The sequence below is a fragment of the Gemmobacter fulvus genome, from assembly GCF_018798885.1.
Taxonomy (GTDB): domain Bacteria; phylum Pseudomonadota; class Alphaproteobacteria; order Rhodobacterales; family Rhodobacteraceae; genus Gemmobacter; species Gemmobacter fulvus.
In genome coordinates, this window is record NZ_CP076361.1 from 1,217,913 (window position 1) to 1,236,437 (window position 18,525).

Here is an 18,525-nt window from a genome sequence, read left to right on the forward strand (position 1 = left end):
TGAGATCGTTATCCCTTCGGCGGGCGCGAACGCCACTCTCCAGAGTTCCACAGCCAGAACGGTCCCTTGTGCCTGAGAGTTTACCGGGGCGGTTGCTCCTTCGGCACCGGCCAAAGGGCAAGAGCCCCCGCCGGATTCTCCCGATCCTGACGGGCATAGGGTTAGCCTGCGGCCCCGCAGAATGGCAAGCGAAAAAATGAAATCCGACGCAATGCCAAGAGAATCCGACATTCACCCCAGGGCGACACGCTGCCGGATCACCCGCAGCGCCAGCCAGATCGCCAGAAGGCCAAAGACGATGCCGCCCAGCGCCTGCCCGATCAGCACCCCCTGCGGCCCATAGGTCTGGCCCAGCCACCAGGCAAAGGGCACCGTGCCCAGGGTATGCCGCGCCCAGTTGACCAGGGTAGACTGGAACGCCGCCCCCAGATTGTTGCAGGTGGCATTGGCGATGAAGATCAACCCGTTGAAAAAGAACAACAGGCTGAGCGGCCCGCAAAACAGATAGACCAGATCGCGGGTCAAGCCCTGCGCATGAAACAGATCGGCAATTGGCGCCCGGGCCAGAAACAGCAGCGCCGACATCGCGGCAATCACCAGCGCACAGAACAGCACCGCATCCCAGAAACTGCGCCGCACCCGGTCCAGCCGCCCCGCGCCGAGGTTCTGGCCGATGATCGGCCCGATGGCCCCCGACAGCGCAAAGATCACCCCGAAGGCCACCGGCGTCAGCCGACCGGCAATCGCCATGCCCGCCACCGCCGCCTCGCCGTATCCCGCCACCATCCGCGTGACAAAGGCCTGCCCCACCGGCGTGGCCAATTGCGTCAGCACGGCCGGGGCGGCAATCGTCGACAAGGGCGCCAGATCCGCGTGCAGGATCCGCAGGCTCAGCGGCGAAAAGCCGCCATAATGCCGCCAGACCGGCCACAGCGCCATCGCGGCAATCACCAGCCGCGACCCCCATCCCGCCAGCGCCGCCCCGGTCAGTCCCAGATCGGCCCAGAGGATCAGGATCGGGTCCAGAATGGCCAGCGCCACCGCGCCCCAGACCGTGACCATCATCGCCCGCCGGGCATCACCATGGCTGCGCAACACCCCGCCACCGATCATGCCGATCATCAGCAAGGGCTGCGATGGGATCAGCAGCCGCAAGAACCACAGCGTCTGCACCGCCGTCTCGCCGGTGGCCCCCAGCAGCGCCACGATCTGCGGCAGGGCCAGCCAGACCAGCGCCGCAAACACGGCTCCGAACAGCGCGCCAATGGCAAAACCACTGGTCGTCCGCTCCCGCGCCAGCGCCATGTCACGCGCCCCCACCGCCCGCGCCACCAGTGCCGAGACCCCGATCGACAGGCCAATACCAAAGGCGGTGGTGAAAAACAGGATCGCACCGGCATAGCCGATGGCCGCCGTCGCCGTCTCATCCTGCAACCAGCTGATATAAATCATGTTGATCAGATCAACGACAAAGATCGCCATCAGACCGACCGAAGATGTCAAGGACATCACCGCCACATGCCGGAACAGATTGCCGTCCACAAATTTCGCCTGCATCGCCCCTGCCCTCACCAGCAAAAAAGGGGCGCAACCCGACGCCCCTTTCATCTTGGTCCAAATATCCCGGGGGGTGCGGGGGGCTGGCCCCCCCCGCTGCGGCTCACAGCCCGCGCACCGTTTGCAGCAGGGGCATCACATCCGCCATCTCCGGCCCATGTGCCTGCCCGGTCAGCGCCTTGCGCAGCGGCATGAACAGCCCCTTGCCCTTGCGCCCGGTCGCCTCTTTCACGGCGGCGGTCCACTCGGCCCAGGTGCTCTGCGTCCAGGGCTGCGCGGGCAGCAGGGTCAGCGCCTGCGCGATGAAGTCGCGGTCCTCGTCGTCGATCATCGGCTCTGCGCCATCGCGGAACAGGCTCCACCAGCCCGCCAGATCGTCCAGCACGGTGATATTGTCCTTGGCCACCCGCCAGAACGCCTCGGCCTTGTCGGCAGGCACACCCAGCGCCGCGATGCGCGCGGCCACGGCCTCCAGCGGCAGGCCCTGCACATAGGCCCGCGTCAGCGGGAACAGGTCTTCGGCATCGAACTTGGTCGGTGCCGCGCCGAAGCTGCCGGGATCGAACCCCTCGGCCAGTTCGTCCAGCGAGGTGACCAGTTCCACCGGCTTGGACGAGCCGAGCCGCGCCATCAGGCTCAGCAGCGCCGCAGGCTCCACGCCCCGGGCGCGCAGATCGCGCAGCGACAGCGTGCCCAGCCGCTTCGACAGCGCCTCGCCCTGCGGGCCGGTCAGCAGGCTGTGATGCGCAAAGGCGGGCGGCGTGCCGCCCATCGCTTCCATGATCTGGATCTGCGTTGCGGTATTGGTCACATGGTCCGCGCCGCGCACGATCGAGGTGACGCCCATGTCAATGTCATCCACCGACGAGGCAAAGGTATAAAGCACCTGCCCATCGGCCCGGATCAGCACCGGATCCGACACCGAGGCGGCATCAATCGAGATCGGCCCCAGAATGCCATCGGCCCATTCGATGCGGTTCTGGTTCAGCAGGAAACGCCAGTAGCCCTCGCGCCCCTCGGCCCGCATCCGGGCCTTTTCATCGTCGGACAGATGCAGCGAGGTGCGGTCATAGACCGGCGGCTTGCCCATGTTCAGCTGTTTCTTGCGCTTCAGGTCCAACTCGACCGGCGATTCAAAACATTCGTAGAACCGGCCCTTGGCCTTCAGATCCTCGGCGGCCTCGCGATAGCGGTCCAGCCGCAGCGACTGCTTTTCGACCCGGTCCCAATGCAGGCCCAGCCAGTCGAGATCGGCCATGATGCCATCGGCATATTCCTGCTTCGAGCGTTCCTGATCCGTGTCATCCAGACGCAGGATGAACTGACCGCCGCTTTTGCGGGCAATCAGGTAATTCATCAGCGCGGTGCGCAGATTGCCGACATGGATATAACCTGTCGGCGAAGGGGCGAAGCGGGTCACGACTGTCATTGGGGTATTCTCCTGAACGCGGCACCTGTGGCACAGGGGGGCGAATTTGTCCATATCGCGCACCTTTCGCACCGCGTATCCCTGCCTTATCTTGACCGCATGACCCATGCCAGCGCCCAGACCATCGCCCCCGACCTCGCCCTGATCGAACAGCTTGCCCATGAGGCGGTGATGCAACTGCCCGAACCCTGGCGCACGGCGGCGGCGCAGGTCCGGCTCAGGATCGAGGATTTCGCCCCGGCCGAGATTCTGGAGGCGATGCAGATCGCCGATCCGTTCGAGCTGACCGGGCTTTATGAAGGCACGCCACTGACCGAAAAGTCGGTCATGGATCAACCGCTTGGCCCGGATGTGATCTGGCTGTTCCGCCGCCCGATGCTGGATGAATGGCTGGACCGGGGCGATGTGTCGCTGGCCGAGATGGTGACGCATGTGATGGTGCACGAACTGGCGCATCACTTCGGCTGGTCCGATGCCGAGATCGCGGCGATTGATCCCTGGTGGGAATGATCACCCATCCGTGATTGGGGCGCGGGCCCCTGCGCCCTAGATTGCCGTCAAAGCAACCAAGGGAGATCCGCATGTCCACATTCCGCCTGTCGCGCCGCACTGCCCTTTTTGCCGGGGCCAGCCTGCCCTTTGCCGCAGCCCTGCCGCCCATGGCCCATGCCGCAGCCGAAATGAAGGGCAGCGCGCTGCCGCTGTTCAACCGCTTCAAGCTGGGTGATTTCGAGGTGACGGCCCTGCTGGCAGGCACCCGCACCACCGAAAAGCCGCAAGAGACCTTTGGCCTTGATGCCACGCCCGAGGATTTCGCCGCCCTCGCCGCCGCGAATTTCCTGCCCGCCGACAAGACGCAGAACTTCTTTACCCCGACGCTGATCAATACCGGCAGCGAATTGGTGCTGTTCGATACCGGCCTTGCCCCCGAGGGTATCACGGTAGCGCTGGCGGCGGCAGGCTATAGCCCGGATCAGGTCGATGTGGTGGTGCTGACCCATATGCACGGCGATCACATCGGCGGTTTGTCGGGCGAGGCCGGGCCAACCTTCGCCAAGGCGCGGTATGTCACCGGCAGCGTGGAGCACAACCACTGGTCCGGCGCGGCGAATGAAGGGTTTGACGGCAAGGTCAAACCGCTGAATGACAAGATGACCATGCTGGAGGGTGGCGGCACTGTCGCGCCCGGCATCACCGCGCTGGAGGCCTTTGGCCATAGCCCCGGCCATATGGCCTATATGATCGAAAGCGGCGGGCAGCGGCTGGCGATCACCGCCGATACCGTCAACCACTATGTGTTTTCGATGCAGCGCCCGGATTGGGAGGTGCGGTTCGACATGGACAAGGCGGCGGGGGCGGCCACCCGCAAGACCCTGCTGGGCATGTTGGCCGCCGACCGGATCCCGTTCATCGGCTATCATATGCCCTTTCCGGCCCTTGGCTTTGTCGAGGCGCAGGCTGAAGGCTTCCGCTTTGTGCCGGTCAGCTATCAGATGTTGCTGAACGGCTGACACGATATGAAAACAGGGGCAGCGGAGGCTGCCCCTGTGCATCATCTCGATCTTGCCCGGATCATGCGGCCAGTTTGGCCGCGATGCTGACCAGACGTTTGGCCTGATGGCTGATGGCCGCCGTTTCGGCCTCGCCGAATTCCTTGCCCTGAGTGTGGCTGTAGCCATAGGGGTTGCCGCCAGCAGCGGCAACTGCCGCGTCGGTAAAGCCGGGGGCGACGATCACCGAGCCCCAGTGCATGAAGGTGGTGTAAAGGCCCAGCAGGGTAGCCTCTTGCCCGCCATGCGGGTTCGCCGCCGAGGTCATCGCGGTCACGGCCTTGTTGGCCAGCGCGCCAGTGGACCATTTGCCGCCCAGCGTGTCGATGAAGGCGCGCAGCTGCGACGGGGCTTGACCAAAGCGGGTCGGGGCCGAGAACAGGTAGGCATTTGCCCATTCCATGTCTTCGGGCGTGGCCACCGGAATATCGGCCGTGGCGGCCACCGTGGCTTTCCAGCCATCCTGGCTGTTCACTGCCGCTTCGGGGGCGGTTTCGGCCACGCGCAGCAGGCGCACGTCGGCCCCGGCCGCCTTTGCCGCCTCGGCGGCGATTTTGGCCATCTGGAAGTTGGTCGAATAGGTGGAATAGAAGATGACGGCGAGTTTGACGTTGGACATTTTTGAAGTTCCCTGAAGATCGCGGTGGTGTTCCGGTTGCCTGTTGAAAATAGGCGGGGCGCCGATCTGGTTCCATTCGGCACCGGCGCGAATGACTTGTGCGCTGATGCACAGCGCGCCGTTGTGGCATTGCGGCGCGTGGCGGGCTCTGGCAGTCTGGCCGCAGAGGTGCCGCATGACCCCGATCCTGACCATCACCCTGAACCCGGCACTGGATGTGGCCACCAGCACGCCCGAGGTGCGGCCCGGCCCCAAGCTGCGCTGTACTGCGCCGCAGATGGATCCGGGCGGCGGCGGCATCAATGTGGCCCGCGCCATTCAGCAGTTGGGCGGGGCGGCGCAGGCGCTGGTGGCGCTTGGCGGCGCAACCGGCGCACAGCTGGCCGAGGCGCTGCGCCGCCATGCCATCCCCTGTGTTGCCGTCGCCGCCCCCGGCGAAACCCGGCAAAGCCTGTCGGTGACCGACAGCCGCAGCGGCGCGCAATATCGCTTTGTGTTGCCCGGCGCAGAATGGAACGCGCCCCATGCGCAGCAAATCCTTGATGCGCTGGCGAAAATATCGCCGCCACCGCTCTGGGCGGTGCTGAGTGGCAGCCAGCCGCCTGGCCTTGCCGACCGCTTTGCCGCCGCTGTACAGGCGGCTTTGCCCAGCGGCACGCGGCTGATCCTCGATACATCAGGGGCTGCCCTGCGCGCGGTGGTGGCAGATCCGGTGCCAGGTCTGGCGGTGCTGCGCATGGATGATGCCGAAGCAGAGGATCTGGCCGGACAGCGCTTTGCCGACCGGCAGGCCTCGGCGGCCTATGCCGCCACATTGGTGGCGCGCGGCGTGGCGCAGACGGTCATCATCGCGCGCGGGGCCGAAGGATCGGTGCTGGCGGATGGCGCGGGCATGGTATTTGCCGACGCCCCGCCGGTGCAGGTGGTCAGTGCCGTGGGTGCGGGGGATACCTTCGTCGCGGCACTGGTGCTGGCGCTGGCCGGCGGTGCAGAGCGCGACTGTGCGCTGGCGCAGGCCGTGGCTGCCGCTGCCGCGGCCTGCCTGACCCCGGCGACCGAGCTGTGCCGCGCCGAAGATGTGGCCCGGCTGTTGCCGCTGGTCAGGGTCACGCCGCTGCCCGGCCCGCGGTGACGCGGTGATCTATGGCCCCCCTTCAGGAGATGGATGTGACAGCAGAGGCTTTGGTGGTGATCCTTCATGGTGTGGGCGGGCGTGGTGCGCATCTGGCCGCTCTGGCCGATATGATCGGCGCCGGGCTGCCGGGCCTCGCCTTTGCCCTGCCCGATGCCCCGGCGCGCTATGACTGGGACGATACCGGGCGGCAATGGTTCAGCGTGGCAGAGATCACCGCCGAAAACCGCCCCGAACGGTTGGTGGCGGCGCGGGCCAGTTTTGACCGGGTGCTGGATCGGGCGATCACGGAACAGGGCTTTGCCGGGCGGCTGAACCGGGTGGCGCTGGTCGGCTTTTCCCAAGGGGCGATCATGGCGCTGGATGCGGTGATGGGCGGGCGCTGGCCGGTGGCCGGGCTGGCGTGCCTGTCGGGCCGCTGCGTCTTGCCGGGGCCGGTGCTGGCCCCCGCCACGCCGGTGATGCTGTCACATGGGCTGGAAGATCCGGTGATCCCCGCCGCAGATGCGGTGCGGGCGGCAGACCATCTGGCCGGGCTGGGCAAACCCGTGGACCTGCATCTGTGGACCGGGCTGGGCCACTGGTTCGATGCGCGCGTGGCCGAGGTGACGGCGGGCTTTCTGCGCCGTACCCTGACCCCTGCCCCGCAAAGCTAGGCGCGCGGGGAAAACAGGATCACCGCCGTGCCCGCCAGCGCCAGCGCCGCCCCGGCCAGATCAAAGCGGTCCGGGCGCATCCCTTCGGCGGCCCACATCCAGATCAGGCTGGCCAGGATATAGATGCCGCCATAGGCCGCGAAACTGCGCCCCGCGCTGTCCGGCGGGGTCAGTGCCAGCAGAACGGCAAACGCGGCCAGCGCCGCCCCGCCGGGGATGAGCCACCACGCCGACGCCCCGGCCCGCCACCACATCCAGACCGCATAGCAGCCCGCGATTTCGGCCAGTGCGGCAGCGGCGTAAAGGCCCAGCGTCACCCCTCGTCCCGCCAGCGCATCGCAATCGGATAGCGCCGGTCCAGCCAGAAGGCGCGCGGCGTCAGGCGGGTGCCGGGGGCAGACTGGAAGCGCTTGTATTCGCTGATGTAAAGCAGATGCTCGATCTTCTTGACCGTGGCCTGGTCAAAGCCTTGGGCGACCAGTTCGGCCACCGAAAGCTCGCGGTCCACCAATCCGTCCAGAATGGCGTCCAGCACCTCATAGGGCGGCAGGCTGTCCTGATCGGTCTGATCGGGGCGCAACTCGGCACTCGGCGGTTTGGTGATGACCCGCTCGGGGATCACCGCCCCGGCAGGGCCCTTCATCCACGGGCGGTGATTGTCGTTGCGCCAGCGACAGGTGGCAAAGACACGGGTTTTATACATGTCCTTGATCGGGTTGTAGCCGCCATTCATGTCGCCATAGATGGTGCAATAGCCCACCGCCACTTCGGATTTGTTGCCGGTGGTCAGCAGCATTTCGCCGAACTTGTTCGACAGCGCCATCAGCATCAGCCCGCGCAACCGGCTCTGGATATTTTCTTCGGTGATGCCCGGCTCCGTGCCCGCAAACAGCGGTGCCAGCGCCGCCCCCACCGCCTCCTGCGCGCCGCCGATCGGCACGGTGTCCAGACGGCAACCCAGATTGCGCGCCACCTCGCCCGCATCCTCCAGCGAATGATCCGAAGTATAGGCCGAGGGCAGCATCACGCAGCGCACGTTCTCCGGCCCCAGCGCATCTGCGGCGATGGTGGCGACAATCGCGGAATCGATGCCGCCCGACAGGCCCAGCAAGACCTTCTTGAAGCCGGTCTTGGCCATGTAATCGGCCAGCGCCATCACACAGGCGCGATAATCCGCCTCCCAGATCTTCGGAATTTCGGCCATCAGCCCCGGTTTTGCCCGCCACCCGTCCGGCCCCTGCACGAAATCGACATGGGTGATGCAATCGTCGAACTGCGGCATCTGCACCGCCAGCTCTCCGCCCGGATTGAGCACCATCGACGATCCGTCAAACACCTGATCATCCTGCCCGCCGACCATGTTGAGATAGACCAGCGGCAGCCCGGTTTCGACCACGCGCGACACCATGAGGTTCAGCCGCAGATCCGGCTTGCCACGATGATAGGGCGAGCCATTGGGCACCAGCAGGATCTCGGCCCCGGTTTCGGCAAGGGTTTCGGCCACATCCGGGTGCCAGGCATCTTCGCAGATCGGCGTACCGATGCGCAGCGGGCCGACGCGGTAGGGGCCATTCACCTCGGCCGCCGAAAAGATGCGCTTTTCGTCAAACACATCGCTGTTGGGCAGGTGATGTTTCAGCACCGTCGCCGTCACCTCGCCCGCTTGCAGGATGTAATAGGCATTGTGCAGCTTGCCGGACACCATCGCCGGACCGCCGATGCCGATGGCCGGGCCATCGGCGCAATCGCGCGCCAGTTGCCGGATTGCGGCAATGGCGGCATGGGTGAAGGCGGGTTTCAGGATCAGATCCTGGGTCTGATAGCCGGTGATGAACATCTCGGTCAGCGCCAGCATATCGGACCCCGCCGCGCGGGCCTCTTCCCAGGCCGCGCGCGCCAATGCGGCATTGGCCGCCAAGGCGCCGACCGTCGGGTTCAGTTGCGCAAGCGTAAGGCGGAAACTTTGGGCCATGGGCGGATCTCCGGTGGCTGCGGGCGCGGCGTCCCGAGGATTTGTCTTGCTTTCTAGCAGACTGACGGCCAAGGAAAAGACGTCAAGCGGTGGGAGGCGGCGATGCAGCGGCGCAGCGAACGGAAGATCCTCTGGGGGCAGAATATCATCGGCATGGCAGGGCTTGTGCTGACATTGGCCGCACCGCCGCTGATGGCGCAGCAAAGCGACGGCGATGTTCTCGTCAAACAATATGACGACGGCTCGGTCTATGAGGGCACCTTCCGCAATGGCGTGCAGCATGGCACCGGCACCTACAGCCTGCCCAACGGCTTTGAATATGCCGGGGAATGGGTTGATGGCGAAATCCGCGGCAAGGGCATTGCGCGCTATCCGAATGGCTCGGTCTATGAGGGCGATTTTCTGGCGGGCAAACCCTTTGGCACCGGCAAGATCACCTATGCCGATGGCGGCACGTACGAGGGCGACTGGCTGGATGGCCAGATCACCGGCAAGGGCGTGGCGCGTTATGCCGATGGCACTGTCTATGAAGGCACGTTTGAAAACGCGGTGCATGAAGGTCAGGGCAAGCTGACCGCACCGGGCGGCGCGGTTTATGAGGGCGGCTGGGTCAAAGGCCTGAAAGAGGGTTCAGGGCGGCTGAGCTATGCCGATGGCACGCTCTATGACGGCACGATGAAGGCTGGGATGCGCGATGGCAAGGGCAAGCTGACCATGCCGGACGGACTGATCTATGAGGGGGATTGGGCCAAGGGGCAGATCAATGGTCTGGGCAAGCTGACCCAGCCCAATGGCGATGTCTATGAGGGCGCTTTTGCCGAAGGCGAACGGCAGGGCAAGGGCCGGATGACCTACAAGGATGGCTCGGTCTATGATGGCGCGTTCAAGGCCGATCAGCGCGAGGGCAAAGGCACGTTCCGCACGGCGGATGGCTATGCCTATGACGGCGATTGGGTGGCGGGTCGGATGCAGGGTCAGGGCAAGCTGACCTATTCCGATGGTTCGGTCTATCAGGGCGCGTTCAAGGCCGATCTGCCGGATGGAACCGGCAAGATCACCTATCCCGATGGCAGCACCTATGACGGGCTCTGGGTCGCAGGCGAGATCGAGGGCACCGGACGGGCAACCTACAAGGATGGTGCCGCCTATGCGGGCAGCTTCAAGGCCGGGCAGGCCGAAGGGCGCGGCGTGCTGACCCGGCCCGATGGCTATCGGTATGAGGGCGATTGGGTGGCGGGCAAACGCACCGGCAGCGGCACCGCCACCTATCCCGATGGCGCGATTTATACCGGGGCCTTTGTCGATGGGGTGCGGCAGGGCCAGGGCGAGATCGTGATGCCCGATGGCTTCCGCTACAACGGCCAATGGGACAAGGGCGAGATTGCGGGCAAGGGCGTGGCCACCTATGCCACGGGCGATGTCTACGAAGGGGCCTTCGTCAGCGGCAAGCGGCAGGGTGCAGGCGTGCTGCGCTATGCCAATGGTCAGGAAAGCGCCGGGGAATGGCTGAACGGCATCCTTGTCGCCGCCCCCGAAGCCCCGCCTGCCGCCGCAGGGGATGCGCCAGCCCCTGATGCAGCCGCGCCCGAGGGAACTCCCGCCCCCTGAACCACCGTCACCGATTCGCCACGCCAGCCAGATCGCAGATCACTTCCAGCAGGCGTTGGCGGGAAAACGGTTTGCTGACATGGGCGTGAAAGCCTGTGGCCAGATATTCGGCAACCTGATGGCGCATCGCATTGGCGGTGATGGCAACCGCAGGTGGCGGCGCGGTGCCGCGCGCGGCATGGCCCGCGCGAATCGCCCGCAGCGCGGCAATGCCATCCACCAGCGGCATCGAAATATCCAGCAGCAGCAGATCAAAGCTCTGCGCCGCGCTCAGCGCAATCGCCTCGCGCCCGTCGGCCACCAGCACCACCTCCATGCCGCTATGCGCCAGCATCGCCGACAGGATCTTGCGGTTGGTGGCATTGTCATCCGCCGCGAGAATCCGCAGCCCGGCCAGCCGGTCCAGCGGCAGGGCCACCGAGGGCGGCGCGGCAGCGGGGCGGATTTCGTCCACCCCGGCCTCGGGCAGCGGCAGGGTCACCCGGATGCGGGTGCCTGCGCCCGGCTGCGACAGGGCAACAATCTCGCCCCCCATCATATCGACCAGCTTTTTCACAATCGACATGCCCAGCCCGGTGCCGCCAAAGCGCCGTGTCACCGTGGTATCGGCCTGTTCGAAATCCTCGAACATGCGGGCCACCTGCGCAGTTGTCATGCCAATGCCGGTGTCGATCACGTCGATCACGATGGGACGGCCCGGCGGGCAGGTCAGCAGCACGCGGATCTCGCCCGTTTCGGTGAACTTGATCGCATTGCCCAGCAGGTTGTGCAGGATCTGCGCAACCCGGTGCGGATCGCCGATCCGGCGACGCTGCGCATCGGCGCTGGCCAGAATCGCAAAGGACAGCCCTTTTTCCTGCGCGCGCAGCGAATGCAGCGCCTCGACCTTGGCCACCACATCCGAGGGGCAGAATGCCGTCGCCTCCAGCTCCAGCCGCCCGGCGTCAATCTTCGACAGATCGAGGATGTCATTCAGCACCCGCAACAGCATTTCGCCCGAATCGCGGATCGTGGCGATCATCAGCCGGTGTTCGGGATCGACGAGCAGCCCGTCCAGCAGCTCTGCCATGCCCAGAACCCCGTTCAGCGGCGTGCGGATCTCATGGCTCATATTGGCCAGAAACATGCTTTTGGCATGGCTTGCGGCCTCGGCCTGATGGCGGGCCTTTTCCAGATCCGCCGTGCGCAGATGCACCTCATGTTCCAGATTGCGGGCCTGATGTTCCAGCGCGCGATTGGCATCGAACAGCTCACGGCTTTTCAGCTCCAGCAATTGCTCCGCCTCTTCGCGCGCCCGCCTTTCGCGGTCATAGCGGCGGCGCGACACCGCATCGGGGGGGGCCAGATCGTTCATTGCGGATCGTATCGGATGGTGAATTCGGCGCGGGCCGCCTCAGGTGTCGAAAAATCCCGCGCGGCGACGCTGGCCGCCACACCGAAATGGCCGACACAGCCTTCAATCAGCCCCTGACAGAACGGCACCAGCGGCCGGGACGAGCTGTAATCCATCCGCAGTGCATCCGGCGCGATGCGTTCGGTGGCAAAGGTGGGCAATTCGGCATTGGGATAGATCTTGCGCACCTCGACATGTACTTCGCCCTCGATGGCCTCCAGCATCGCCATCACATCGGGTTTGGTTTCAAAAAAACCCGGATAATAGGTCTTGAACGCATCCATCATCCAATGGCCGAAGCGGCGCTGTAATTCATCGCCCGGCACGGTGGTCGCCCGACTGAAGGCCTGCACCAGCGCCATCAGATCGCTGCACGGATAATCGCCCACCGCCGTAAACGCCCCGCCCGAGGACAAGGGCGTGCTGTCCAGCACCGCATCAACCGCCGCCTCGCCCACCAGATCCTCTGCCATTTTCAGCAGCTCGACAAATACGATACCCTTCATGCCTGCGCGTCTCCCTTTTGCCGTCTGCGGCTGATCTGCCCGCTCAGGCGTCGCACAGGAAGTTTAACAAACCGCTAGCGGCGGCAGGCTTCCGTAGCGGCGCCATCTGGCTTATCTGCACCGCTTGCCAGACCGGAGCCCAGCCTTGCCCCCTGCCCTGACCACCGTTCAAGACCTGCTGCACAGCGGCCTTGCCACTGTCGATGACGCGCCCGCGCTGGCCGAGGTTGCGCAAGAGTTCCGCATCCGCATTTCGCCGCAGATGCGGGCGGCGATGGAACAGGGCGATGGTCTGGCGGCGCAATTCGTGCCGACCGTGGCCGAAAGCACGATCCGCCCCGAAGAGCTGGCCGATCCGATTGGCGATGCCCGCTTTTCGCCCGCGCCCGGCCTGACCCACCGTTATCCCGACCGGGTGATTCTGGCGGCGACGCAGACCTGCGAGGTCTATTGCCGGTTCTGTTTCCGCCGCGAAACCGTGGGGGCAGCCGGGGCCTTGCCCGAGGCGGATCTGGTGCAGGCGCTGGATCACATCCGCCACCACCCCGCCATCCGCGAGGTGATCCTGACCGGGGGCGACCCGCTGTCGCTGTCGCCGCGCCGGGTGGCGGCGCTGCTGACGCGGATCGCGGCGATTGACCATGTGGAGGTGGTGCGCTTTCACACCCGCGTGCCGATGGTGGCACCAGAGCGGATCACCGATGACCTGCTGGCCGCCCTCGACGTGCGGCCTGCTGTTTACGTCGTGGTGCATACCAACCACCCGAACGAGCTGACCGAGGCGGCGAAGCTGGCGTTGCGGCGGCTGACCCGTGCAGGCGTGCCGCTGCTGGCCCAGACCGTGCTGTTGCGCGGAGTGAATGATGATGCCGCCGTGCTGGAGGCGCTGTTTCGTGGCCTGATCGCGCAGCGGGTGAAGCCCTATTACTTGCACCACTGCGATCTGGCCAAGGGCACCAGCCATTTCCGCACCACGATTGCCGAGGGTCAGGCCATCATGGCCGCGCTGCGCGGGCGGCTGTCGGGCCTCGCCTTGCCGACCTATGTGCTGGATATTCCGGGCGGGGCGGGCAAGGTGCCGATCGGGCCCGGCTATCTGCACCCGGGCGATGTGCCCGGTCGGCATCTGGTCACGGATTGGCAGGGCGGGGTGCATCCCTATGACGACCCCGCCCGCTAAAAGGCCTCAATGCTTGGAATGATCTGTGCTGCCGGGCGGATCGACCATGAATTCGATCTGCACCTTGCCTGCCTTCTCGAAGGTCAGGGTAGCGGGGATCATGCCACCCTCGGGCAGGGCGCCGGTCAGACCCATCAGCATGATGTGATAGCCGCCCGGCTCCAGCACCGCCACATCGCCTGCGGGGATCACCAGTTCGGGCACATGGCGCATCGTCGCCACGCCTTCGGGCGAGGTGGCAGACAGATGCAGCATGGCCGAGGCGGCGACGGGGGTTTCCACGGACAGCAGGCGGTCATCCGCACTGCCGCTGTTGGCAATCACCATATAGCCGGCTGCGGCCTTGGCAGTGGCGGCAGGGCGCGGAATGGCGGGATGGATGATTTGCAGATCGCCTTGTGTCACCTCATGGCCAAGGCTGGCGGTGGCGGTGGTGATCAGCAGGGCGGCAAGCGAAAAGATGCGTTTCATCGCATATCCTTCACGTCGGACTATCAGGAAAGCGCCGCAAGGTTGCGGCAGGTTTGGCAAAACGGGCGCGGGCTCACACCCGTGGTGGTGCCCGCGCCGATGCCATACCCGGGCGACGGGCAGCCAGACCCAGTGCCTCGCCCTGCCCCTGCACCGTTCCGACAAGCTGCCAGTCCACCGCCTGCACCGCGCCCCCCGAGGGCGGTAGAACGGCGGCTGACATCAGTCGGCAGGCCTCGCAGCGCGGGGTGGCGCGCGCCTCATCCTCGCCGCAGATGCGGGCCACCTCGCCCACCGCCAGCAAGACCGCTTGCCAGCCCGCATCCGCCCGGGGGGCCGTATGGGCAAACCCGCCTGCCAGCGTGGCAAAGCCAAGCAGGACCACCAGAAACAGCCGGGGCATGGGATGGGGCACAGTCATGCGCGCATGATTGGCGCAGCGTTGCGGGCGGGGCAAGGCTCTGGCCGCTGACAGCCGTGCAACTTTGCGTGCGTGATCCACGTCCTTCGGGGCCGCACAGACGGGATCACCAGGGAATCGCCTTGCCAGCCCAATCATAGAAGCCACCGCTCTGCGCCGGGGTCAGCCCGTCCAGAACCGCGATCAGATGCGCCGCCGCCACCGCCGGGGCAACCGTGGCATGGCCGGATTGGTAGTCCGCCGTAAAGGCGGTGGCCACTGTGCCGGGGTGCAGGGCGGCAATCACGGCGCGGGGATGGCTGCGCGCCAGCTCAATTGCCGCCGTGTGCAGCATCTGGTTCAGCGCCGCCTTTGCCGCCCGATAGCCATACCAGCCGCCCAGATGGTTGTCGCCGATAGATCCGACCCGCGCCGACAAGGCCGCAAAGCGGCAGTCGGCATCGCGCGGCATCAGATGGCGCGCATGTTTCAGCACCAGCAACGGCCCGATGGCGTTCAGTGCGAATTGCGCGGCCAGCGCCGCCGGATCCACGGCGCGCAGGGTCTTTTCGGGCCGCCAGGCCGCCTGCCCCGGACGTGTGATCTGCAACGCGCCGGTCGCCACGAAGATCCGGTCAAAGGCCCCCTCAAGCCCGGCCATATGCGCCGCAATGCTGGTTTCGTCGGTGAGGTCCAGCCCGTTGACGCTGCGCGACAGGCCCACCACCTCGCCCCGCCCGGCCAATGCCGCACAAAGCGCCGCCCCGATACCGCCGCTGGCCCCGATCACCAATGCCCGCATATGCCCCTCCTGTTTGCGATCATCTAGGGCGCGGGGTGCCGATTGCCAAACCGCATCCCGCCGCATTTTTGCGCTTTTCTTTTCCCTCCCGGTTCTTATAGTTTGCCCCCATGAACACGGGTCATCATATCGCCACGACTGCGCGCCGCCTGCGTGCCTCGGCCACCCGTGGTCTGCTTCTCCTTAGCTGCCTCTGAGCGTGCCCTCGGGTGCGACCGCTCGGAGGTGACCAGCGCCCAAGGATGATGCAAAAGATCTAAGGAATTCAGAGACATGACTGACAAAAGCGCCCAACCCCGCGTAATCATTTTCGACACCACATTGCGTGATGGCGAACAGTCGCCCGGTGCGACGATGACCCATTCCGAAAAGCTGGAGATCGCAACCCTGCTCGACGAGATGGGCGTGGACGTGATCGAGGCGGGCTTTCCCATCGCCTCGGAAGGCGATTTCGCCGCCGTGAGCGAGATTGCCCGACTGGCGAAAACCTCCACCATCTGCGGGCTGGCGCGGGCGAATTTCAAGGACATCGATCGCTGCTGGGAGGCGGTGAAACATGCGCGCAGCCCGCGCATCCACACTTTCATCGGCACCTCGCCGCTGCACCGCGCCATCCCCAATCTGGATATGGACCAGATGGCAGAGCGGATCCATGACACGGTCAGCCACGCGCGCAACCTGTGCGACAATGTGCAATGGTCACCGATGGATGCAACGCGCACCGAACATGATTACCTGTGCCGCGTGGTGGAAATCGCCATCAAGGCCGGGGCCACCACGATCAATATTCCCGATACCGTGGGTTACACCGCGCCGCGCGAAAGCGCCGACCTGATCCGCATGTTGCTGGAGCGGGTGCCCGGCGCCGACAGCATCATTTTCGCGACGCATTGCCACAATGACCTCGGCATGGCGACGGCCAATTCGCTGGCGGCGGTCGAGGCGGGCGCGCGGCAGATCGAGTGCACGATCAACGGCCTGGGCGAGCGCGCGGGCAATACCGCGCTGGAAGAGGTGGTGATGGCGATGCGCGTGCGCAATGACATCATGCCGTTCCAGACCCGGATCGACACGACCAAGATCATGAACCTGAGCCGCAAGGTCGCCACCGTGTCGGGCTTTCCGGTGCAGTTCAACAAGGCCATCGTCGGCAAGAACGCCTTCCTGCATGAATCCGGCATCCATCAGGATGGCGTGCTGAAGAATGTCGAGACATTCGAGATCATGCGCCCCGAAGACATCGGCCTGACCGCGAAAAACATCGCGATGGGCAAACATTCGGGCCGGGCGGCGCTGCGGGCCAAGCTGAAAGAGTTGGGCTATGATCTGGCCGACAACCAGCTGAATGATGTCTTTGTGCGGTTCAAGGCTTTGGCCGACCGCAAGAAAGAGGTCTATGACGACGATCTGGTGGCGCTGGTGCAGGATCAGGGCACGTCCGAGGCGCATGACACCTTGCAGGTCAAACGGCTGCGCGTGGTCTGCGGCACCGATGGCCCGCGCGAGGCGGAGCTGACGTTGAGCATCGACGGCGTGGACCACACGACCGACGCCACCGGCGATGGCCCGGTGGATGCGGCGTTCAACGCGGTGGACATGCTCTATCCGCATCAGGCGCGGTTGCAGCTCTATCAGGTGCATGCCGTGACCGAAGGCACCGATGCGCAGGCAACGGTGTCGGTGCGGATCGAAGAGGATGGCCGCATCGCCACTGGCCAGTCGGCAGATACCGATACTGTGGTGGCCAGTGTGAAGGCCTATGTGAACGCCCTGAACCGCCTGATCGAACGGCGCAAGAAGGGCAATCCGGGCGATGATCTGAAATCGGTCAACTATCGCGACGCCTCGTAACCGCCCTGCGGCGGGGCTCGCCCCACCTGCAAAGCGGTTTGGAATGTGGGGGCCTTCGGGCCCCCATTTGCGTCAGTGGGGAGGCTGTTTTCACCCGCTTCACTGGGTAAAAACTGATCAAATGTTGCAAAATGAAAAACTTTATCTTGAAGTCCCGGAATTTTAACGGCCAGATATTGCAGGAAGATAAGCCCCTGACGGACACGCGGAATTGTGCCGCCCATGCGGGCTATGGGGTTTCTCTTGCCCGCCCCTGTCTTTATATGAAGGCGCCCGCGTCAGGCATGGCCTGAGTCGCGGGGCTGATCGTTTGTTTCTGAAACCAAAGGGCGCACCCCAGCATGTCTCTCCTTACCGGTCTCTTCTCGTCGGATATGGCGATCGACCTCGGCACCGCGAATACGCTTGTCTATATTCGTGGCAAGGGGATCGTGCTGAATGAGCCGTCGGTGGTGGCCTATCACGTCAAGGACGGCAAGAAGCAGGTTCTGGCGGTGGGCGAGGATGCCAAGCTGATGCTGGGCCGTACCCCCGGCAGCATCGAGGCGATCCGCCCGATGCGCGATGGCGTCATTGCCGATTTCGATTCTGCGGAAGAGATGATCAAACATTTCATCCGCAAGGTGCACAAGCGCACGACTTTCAGCAAACCGAAGATCATCGTCTGTGTGCCGCATGGGGCGACGCCGGTGGAAAAACGTGCGATCCGCAATTCGGTGCTGCAAGCCGGGGCGCGCCGCGCCGGGCTGATTGCCGAGCCGATTGCGGCGGCCATCGGGGCCGGGATGCCGATCACCGAACCCACCGGCAGCATGGTGGTGGATATTGGTGGCGGCACCACCGAAGTCGCGGTGCTGAGCCTTGGTGACATCGTTTATGCGCGCTCTGTGCGCGTGGGCGGGGATCGTATGGATGAGGCGATCATCAGCTATCTGCGCCGCCATCAGAATCTGCTGATCGGTGAATCCACCGCAGAACGCATCAAGACCTCCATCGGCACCGCGCGGATGCCCGACGACGGGCGTGGCAGCTCCATGCAGATCCGTGGCCGCGACCTGCTGAACGGCGTGCCCAAAGAAACCGAAATCAATCAGGCACAGGTGGCCGAGGCTCTGGCCGAACCCGTGCAGCAGATCTGCGATGCGGTGATGCAGGCGCTGGAAACCACGCCGCCGGATCTGGCCGCCGATATCGTCGACCGCGGCGTGATGCTGACCGGCGGCGGCGCTTTACTGGGCGATCTGGATCTGGCGCTGCGCGAACAGACCGGCCTGTCGATCTCGGTGGCGAACGAGCCGCTGAACTGCGTTGCTCTGGGCACCGGCAAGGCGCTGGAATATGAAAAACAACTGCGCCATGTGATCGACTACGACAGCTGATCCCGGACGCAACCCAGATC

The 18,525-nt window shown here is 65.1% G+C and carries 18 protein-coding genes and 1 riboswitch; of the genes, 8 read left to right on the forward strand and 10 right to left on the reverse strand.

The genetic code is table 11. From position 1 onward, the window contains the following. Positions 1-49 precede the first annotated feature (49 nt). Positions 50-153: riboswitch (glycine riboswitch) on the reverse strand. Positions 154-231: 78 nt separating this feature from the next. Both KM031_RS05985 and gltX read right to left on the reverse strand, forming a co-directional pair. Then, positions 232-1,557 carry an MATE family efflux transporter gene (locus KM031_RS05985; protein WP_246566794.1) on the reverse strand — a complete coding sequence of 442 codons (1,326 nt, stop codon included), beginning with the start codon at positions 1,555-1,557 and terminating at the stop codon, positions 232-234. Positions 1,558-1,660: 103 nt separating this feature from the next. Next, the gene (gltX, locus tag KM031_RS05990) at positions 1,661-2,986 is read right to left on the reverse strand and encodes a glutamate--tRNA ligase (RefSeq protein ID WP_215503618.1); all 1,326 of its coding nucleotides are present in this window, start codon (positions 2,984-2,986) and stop codon (positions 1,661-1,663) included. 99 nt (positions 2,987-3,085) lie between these two features. Between gltX and KM031_RS05995 the strand changes: the two genes are divergently transcribed. Together KM031_RS05995 and KM031_RS06000 are read left to right on the forward strand one after the other, a co-directional pair. Next, positions 3,086-3,496: a metallopeptidase family protein gene (locus tag KM031_RS05995; RefSeq protein WP_215503619.1), complete on the forward strand. Its 411-nt coding sequence runs from the start codon at positions 3,086-3,088 to the stop codon at positions 3,494-3,496. A gap of 71 nt (positions 3,497-3,567) precedes the next feature. Beyond that, on the forward strand, positions 3,568-4,497 hold the full coding sequence (locus KM031_RS06000) for an MBL fold metallo-hydrolase (protein ID WP_215503620.1): 930 nt from the start codon (positions 3,568-3,570) through the stop codon (positions 4,495-4,497). 61 nt (positions 4,498-4,558) lie between these two features. Here KM031_RS06000 and wrbA read toward each other — a convergent pair whose 3' ends face one another. Continuing rightward, entirely contained in the window at positions 4,559-5,155 is a 597-nt protein-coding gene (gene wrbA, locus KM031_RS06005; protein ID WP_215503621.1) for an NAD(P)H:quinone oxidoreductase type IV, read from the reverse strand. A 175-nt stretch (positions 5,156-5,330) separates the two neighbouring features. On the opposite strand from wrbA, the gene KM031_RS06010 reads away from it, so the two are divergent. Together KM031_RS06010 and KM031_RS06015 are read left to right on the forward strand one after the other, a co-directional pair. Next, complete coding sequence (locus KM031_RS06010) at positions 5,331-6,287, forward strand: 1-phosphofructokinase family hexose kinase (RefSeq protein WP_215503622.1); 957 nt, start codon at positions 5,331-5,333, stop codon at positions 6,285-6,287. An 11-nt stretch (positions 6,288-6,298) separates the two neighbouring features. Beyond that, positions 6,299-6,943, forward strand: coding sequence for an alpha/beta hydrolase (locus KM031_RS06015; protein ID WP_215503623.1), 645 nt, complete (start codon positions 6,299-6,301; stop codon positions 6,941-6,943). On the opposite strand, the gene KM031_RS06020 is transcribed toward KM031_RS06015, so the two are convergent. Further along, positions 6,940-7,275, reverse strand: coding sequence for a YnfA family protein (locus tag KM031_RS06020; protein WP_246566850.1), 336 nt, complete (start codon positions 7,273-7,275; stop codon positions 6,940-6,942). The two genes, KM031_RS06015 and KM031_RS06020, sit on opposite strands and share 4 nt — an antisense overlap. Beyond that, entirely contained in the window at positions 7,257-8,915 is a 1,659-nt protein-coding gene (locus KM031_RS06025) for an NAD+ synthase (protein WP_215503625.1), read from the reverse strand. Before KM031_RS06025 ends, KM031_RS06020 begins: the two co-directional genes overlap by 19 nt. 102 nt (positions 8,916-9,017) lie before the next feature. On the opposite strand from KM031_RS06025, the gene KM031_RS06030 reads away from it, so the two are divergent. Further along, the gene (locus KM031_RS06030; protein WP_215503626.1) at positions 9,018-10,523 is read left to right on the forward strand and encodes an MORN repeat-containing protein; all 1,506 of its coding nucleotides are present in this window, start codon (positions 9,018-9,020) and stop codon (positions 10,521-10,523) included. Between the two features lie 7 nt (positions 10,524-10,530). Here the strand turns inward: KM031_RS06030 and KM031_RS06035 are convergent, their stop codons facing one another. Further along, entirely contained in the window at positions 10,531-11,877 is a 1,347-nt protein-coding gene (locus KM031_RS06035) for an ATP-binding protein (protein WP_215503627.1), read from the reverse strand. Next, on the reverse strand, positions 11,874-12,422 hold the full coding sequence (locus KM031_RS06040) for a heme NO-binding domain-containing protein (protein WP_215503628.1): 549 nt from the start codon (positions 12,420-12,422) through the stop codon (positions 11,874-11,876). The genes KM031_RS06035 and KM031_RS06040 overlap by 4 nt, the downstream gene beginning before the upstream one ends. 145 nt (positions 12,423-12,567) lie before the next feature. Between KM031_RS06040 and KM031_RS06045 the strand changes: the two genes are divergently transcribed. Beyond that, entirely contained in the window at positions 12,568-13,602 is a 1,035-nt protein-coding gene (locus tag KM031_RS06045) for a lysine-2,3-aminomutase-like protein (RefSeq protein WP_215503629.1), read from the forward strand. Positions 13,603-13,608: 6 nt separating this feature from the next. On the opposite strand, the gene KM031_RS06050 is transcribed toward KM031_RS06045, so the two are convergent. The 3 genes from KM031_RS06050 to KM031_RS06060 form a co-directional block, all read right to left on the reverse strand. Next, complete coding sequence (locus KM031_RS06050) at positions 13,609-14,073, reverse strand: copper chaperone PCu(A)C (RefSeq protein ID WP_215503630.1); 465 nt, start codon at positions 14,071-14,073, stop codon at positions 13,609-13,611. A 73-nt stretch (positions 14,074-14,146) separates the two neighbouring features. After that, positions 14,147-14,494, reverse strand: a complete 348-nt coding sequence (locus tag KM031_RS06055) for a hypothetical protein (RefSeq protein WP_215503631.1) — start codon at positions 14,492-14,494, stop codon at positions 14,147-14,149. A gap of 106 nt (positions 14,495-14,600) precedes the next feature. Next, positions 14,601-15,275, reverse strand: a complete 675-nt coding sequence (locus KM031_RS06060) for an SDR family NAD(P)-dependent oxidoreductase (protein WP_215503632.1) — start codon at positions 15,273-15,275, stop codon at positions 14,601-14,603. A 273-nt stretch (positions 15,276-15,548) separates the two neighbouring features. Between KM031_RS06060 and KM031_RS06065 the strand changes: the two genes are divergently transcribed. Next, positions 15,549-17,126 carry a 2-isopropylmalate synthase gene (locus KM031_RS06065; protein ID WP_215503633.1) on the forward strand — a complete coding sequence of 526 codons (1,578 nt, stop codon included), beginning with the start codon at positions 15,549-15,551 and terminating at the stop codon, positions 17,124-17,126. A gap of 341 nt (positions 17,127-17,467) precedes the next feature. Further along, the gene (locus KM031_RS06070) at positions 17,468-18,505 is read left to right on the forward strand and encodes a rod shape-determining protein (protein ID WP_215503634.1); all 1,038 of its coding nucleotides are present in this window, start codon (positions 17,468-17,470) and stop codon (positions 18,503-18,505) included. The last annotated feature ends 20 nt before the right edge of the window (positions 18,506-18,525 follow it).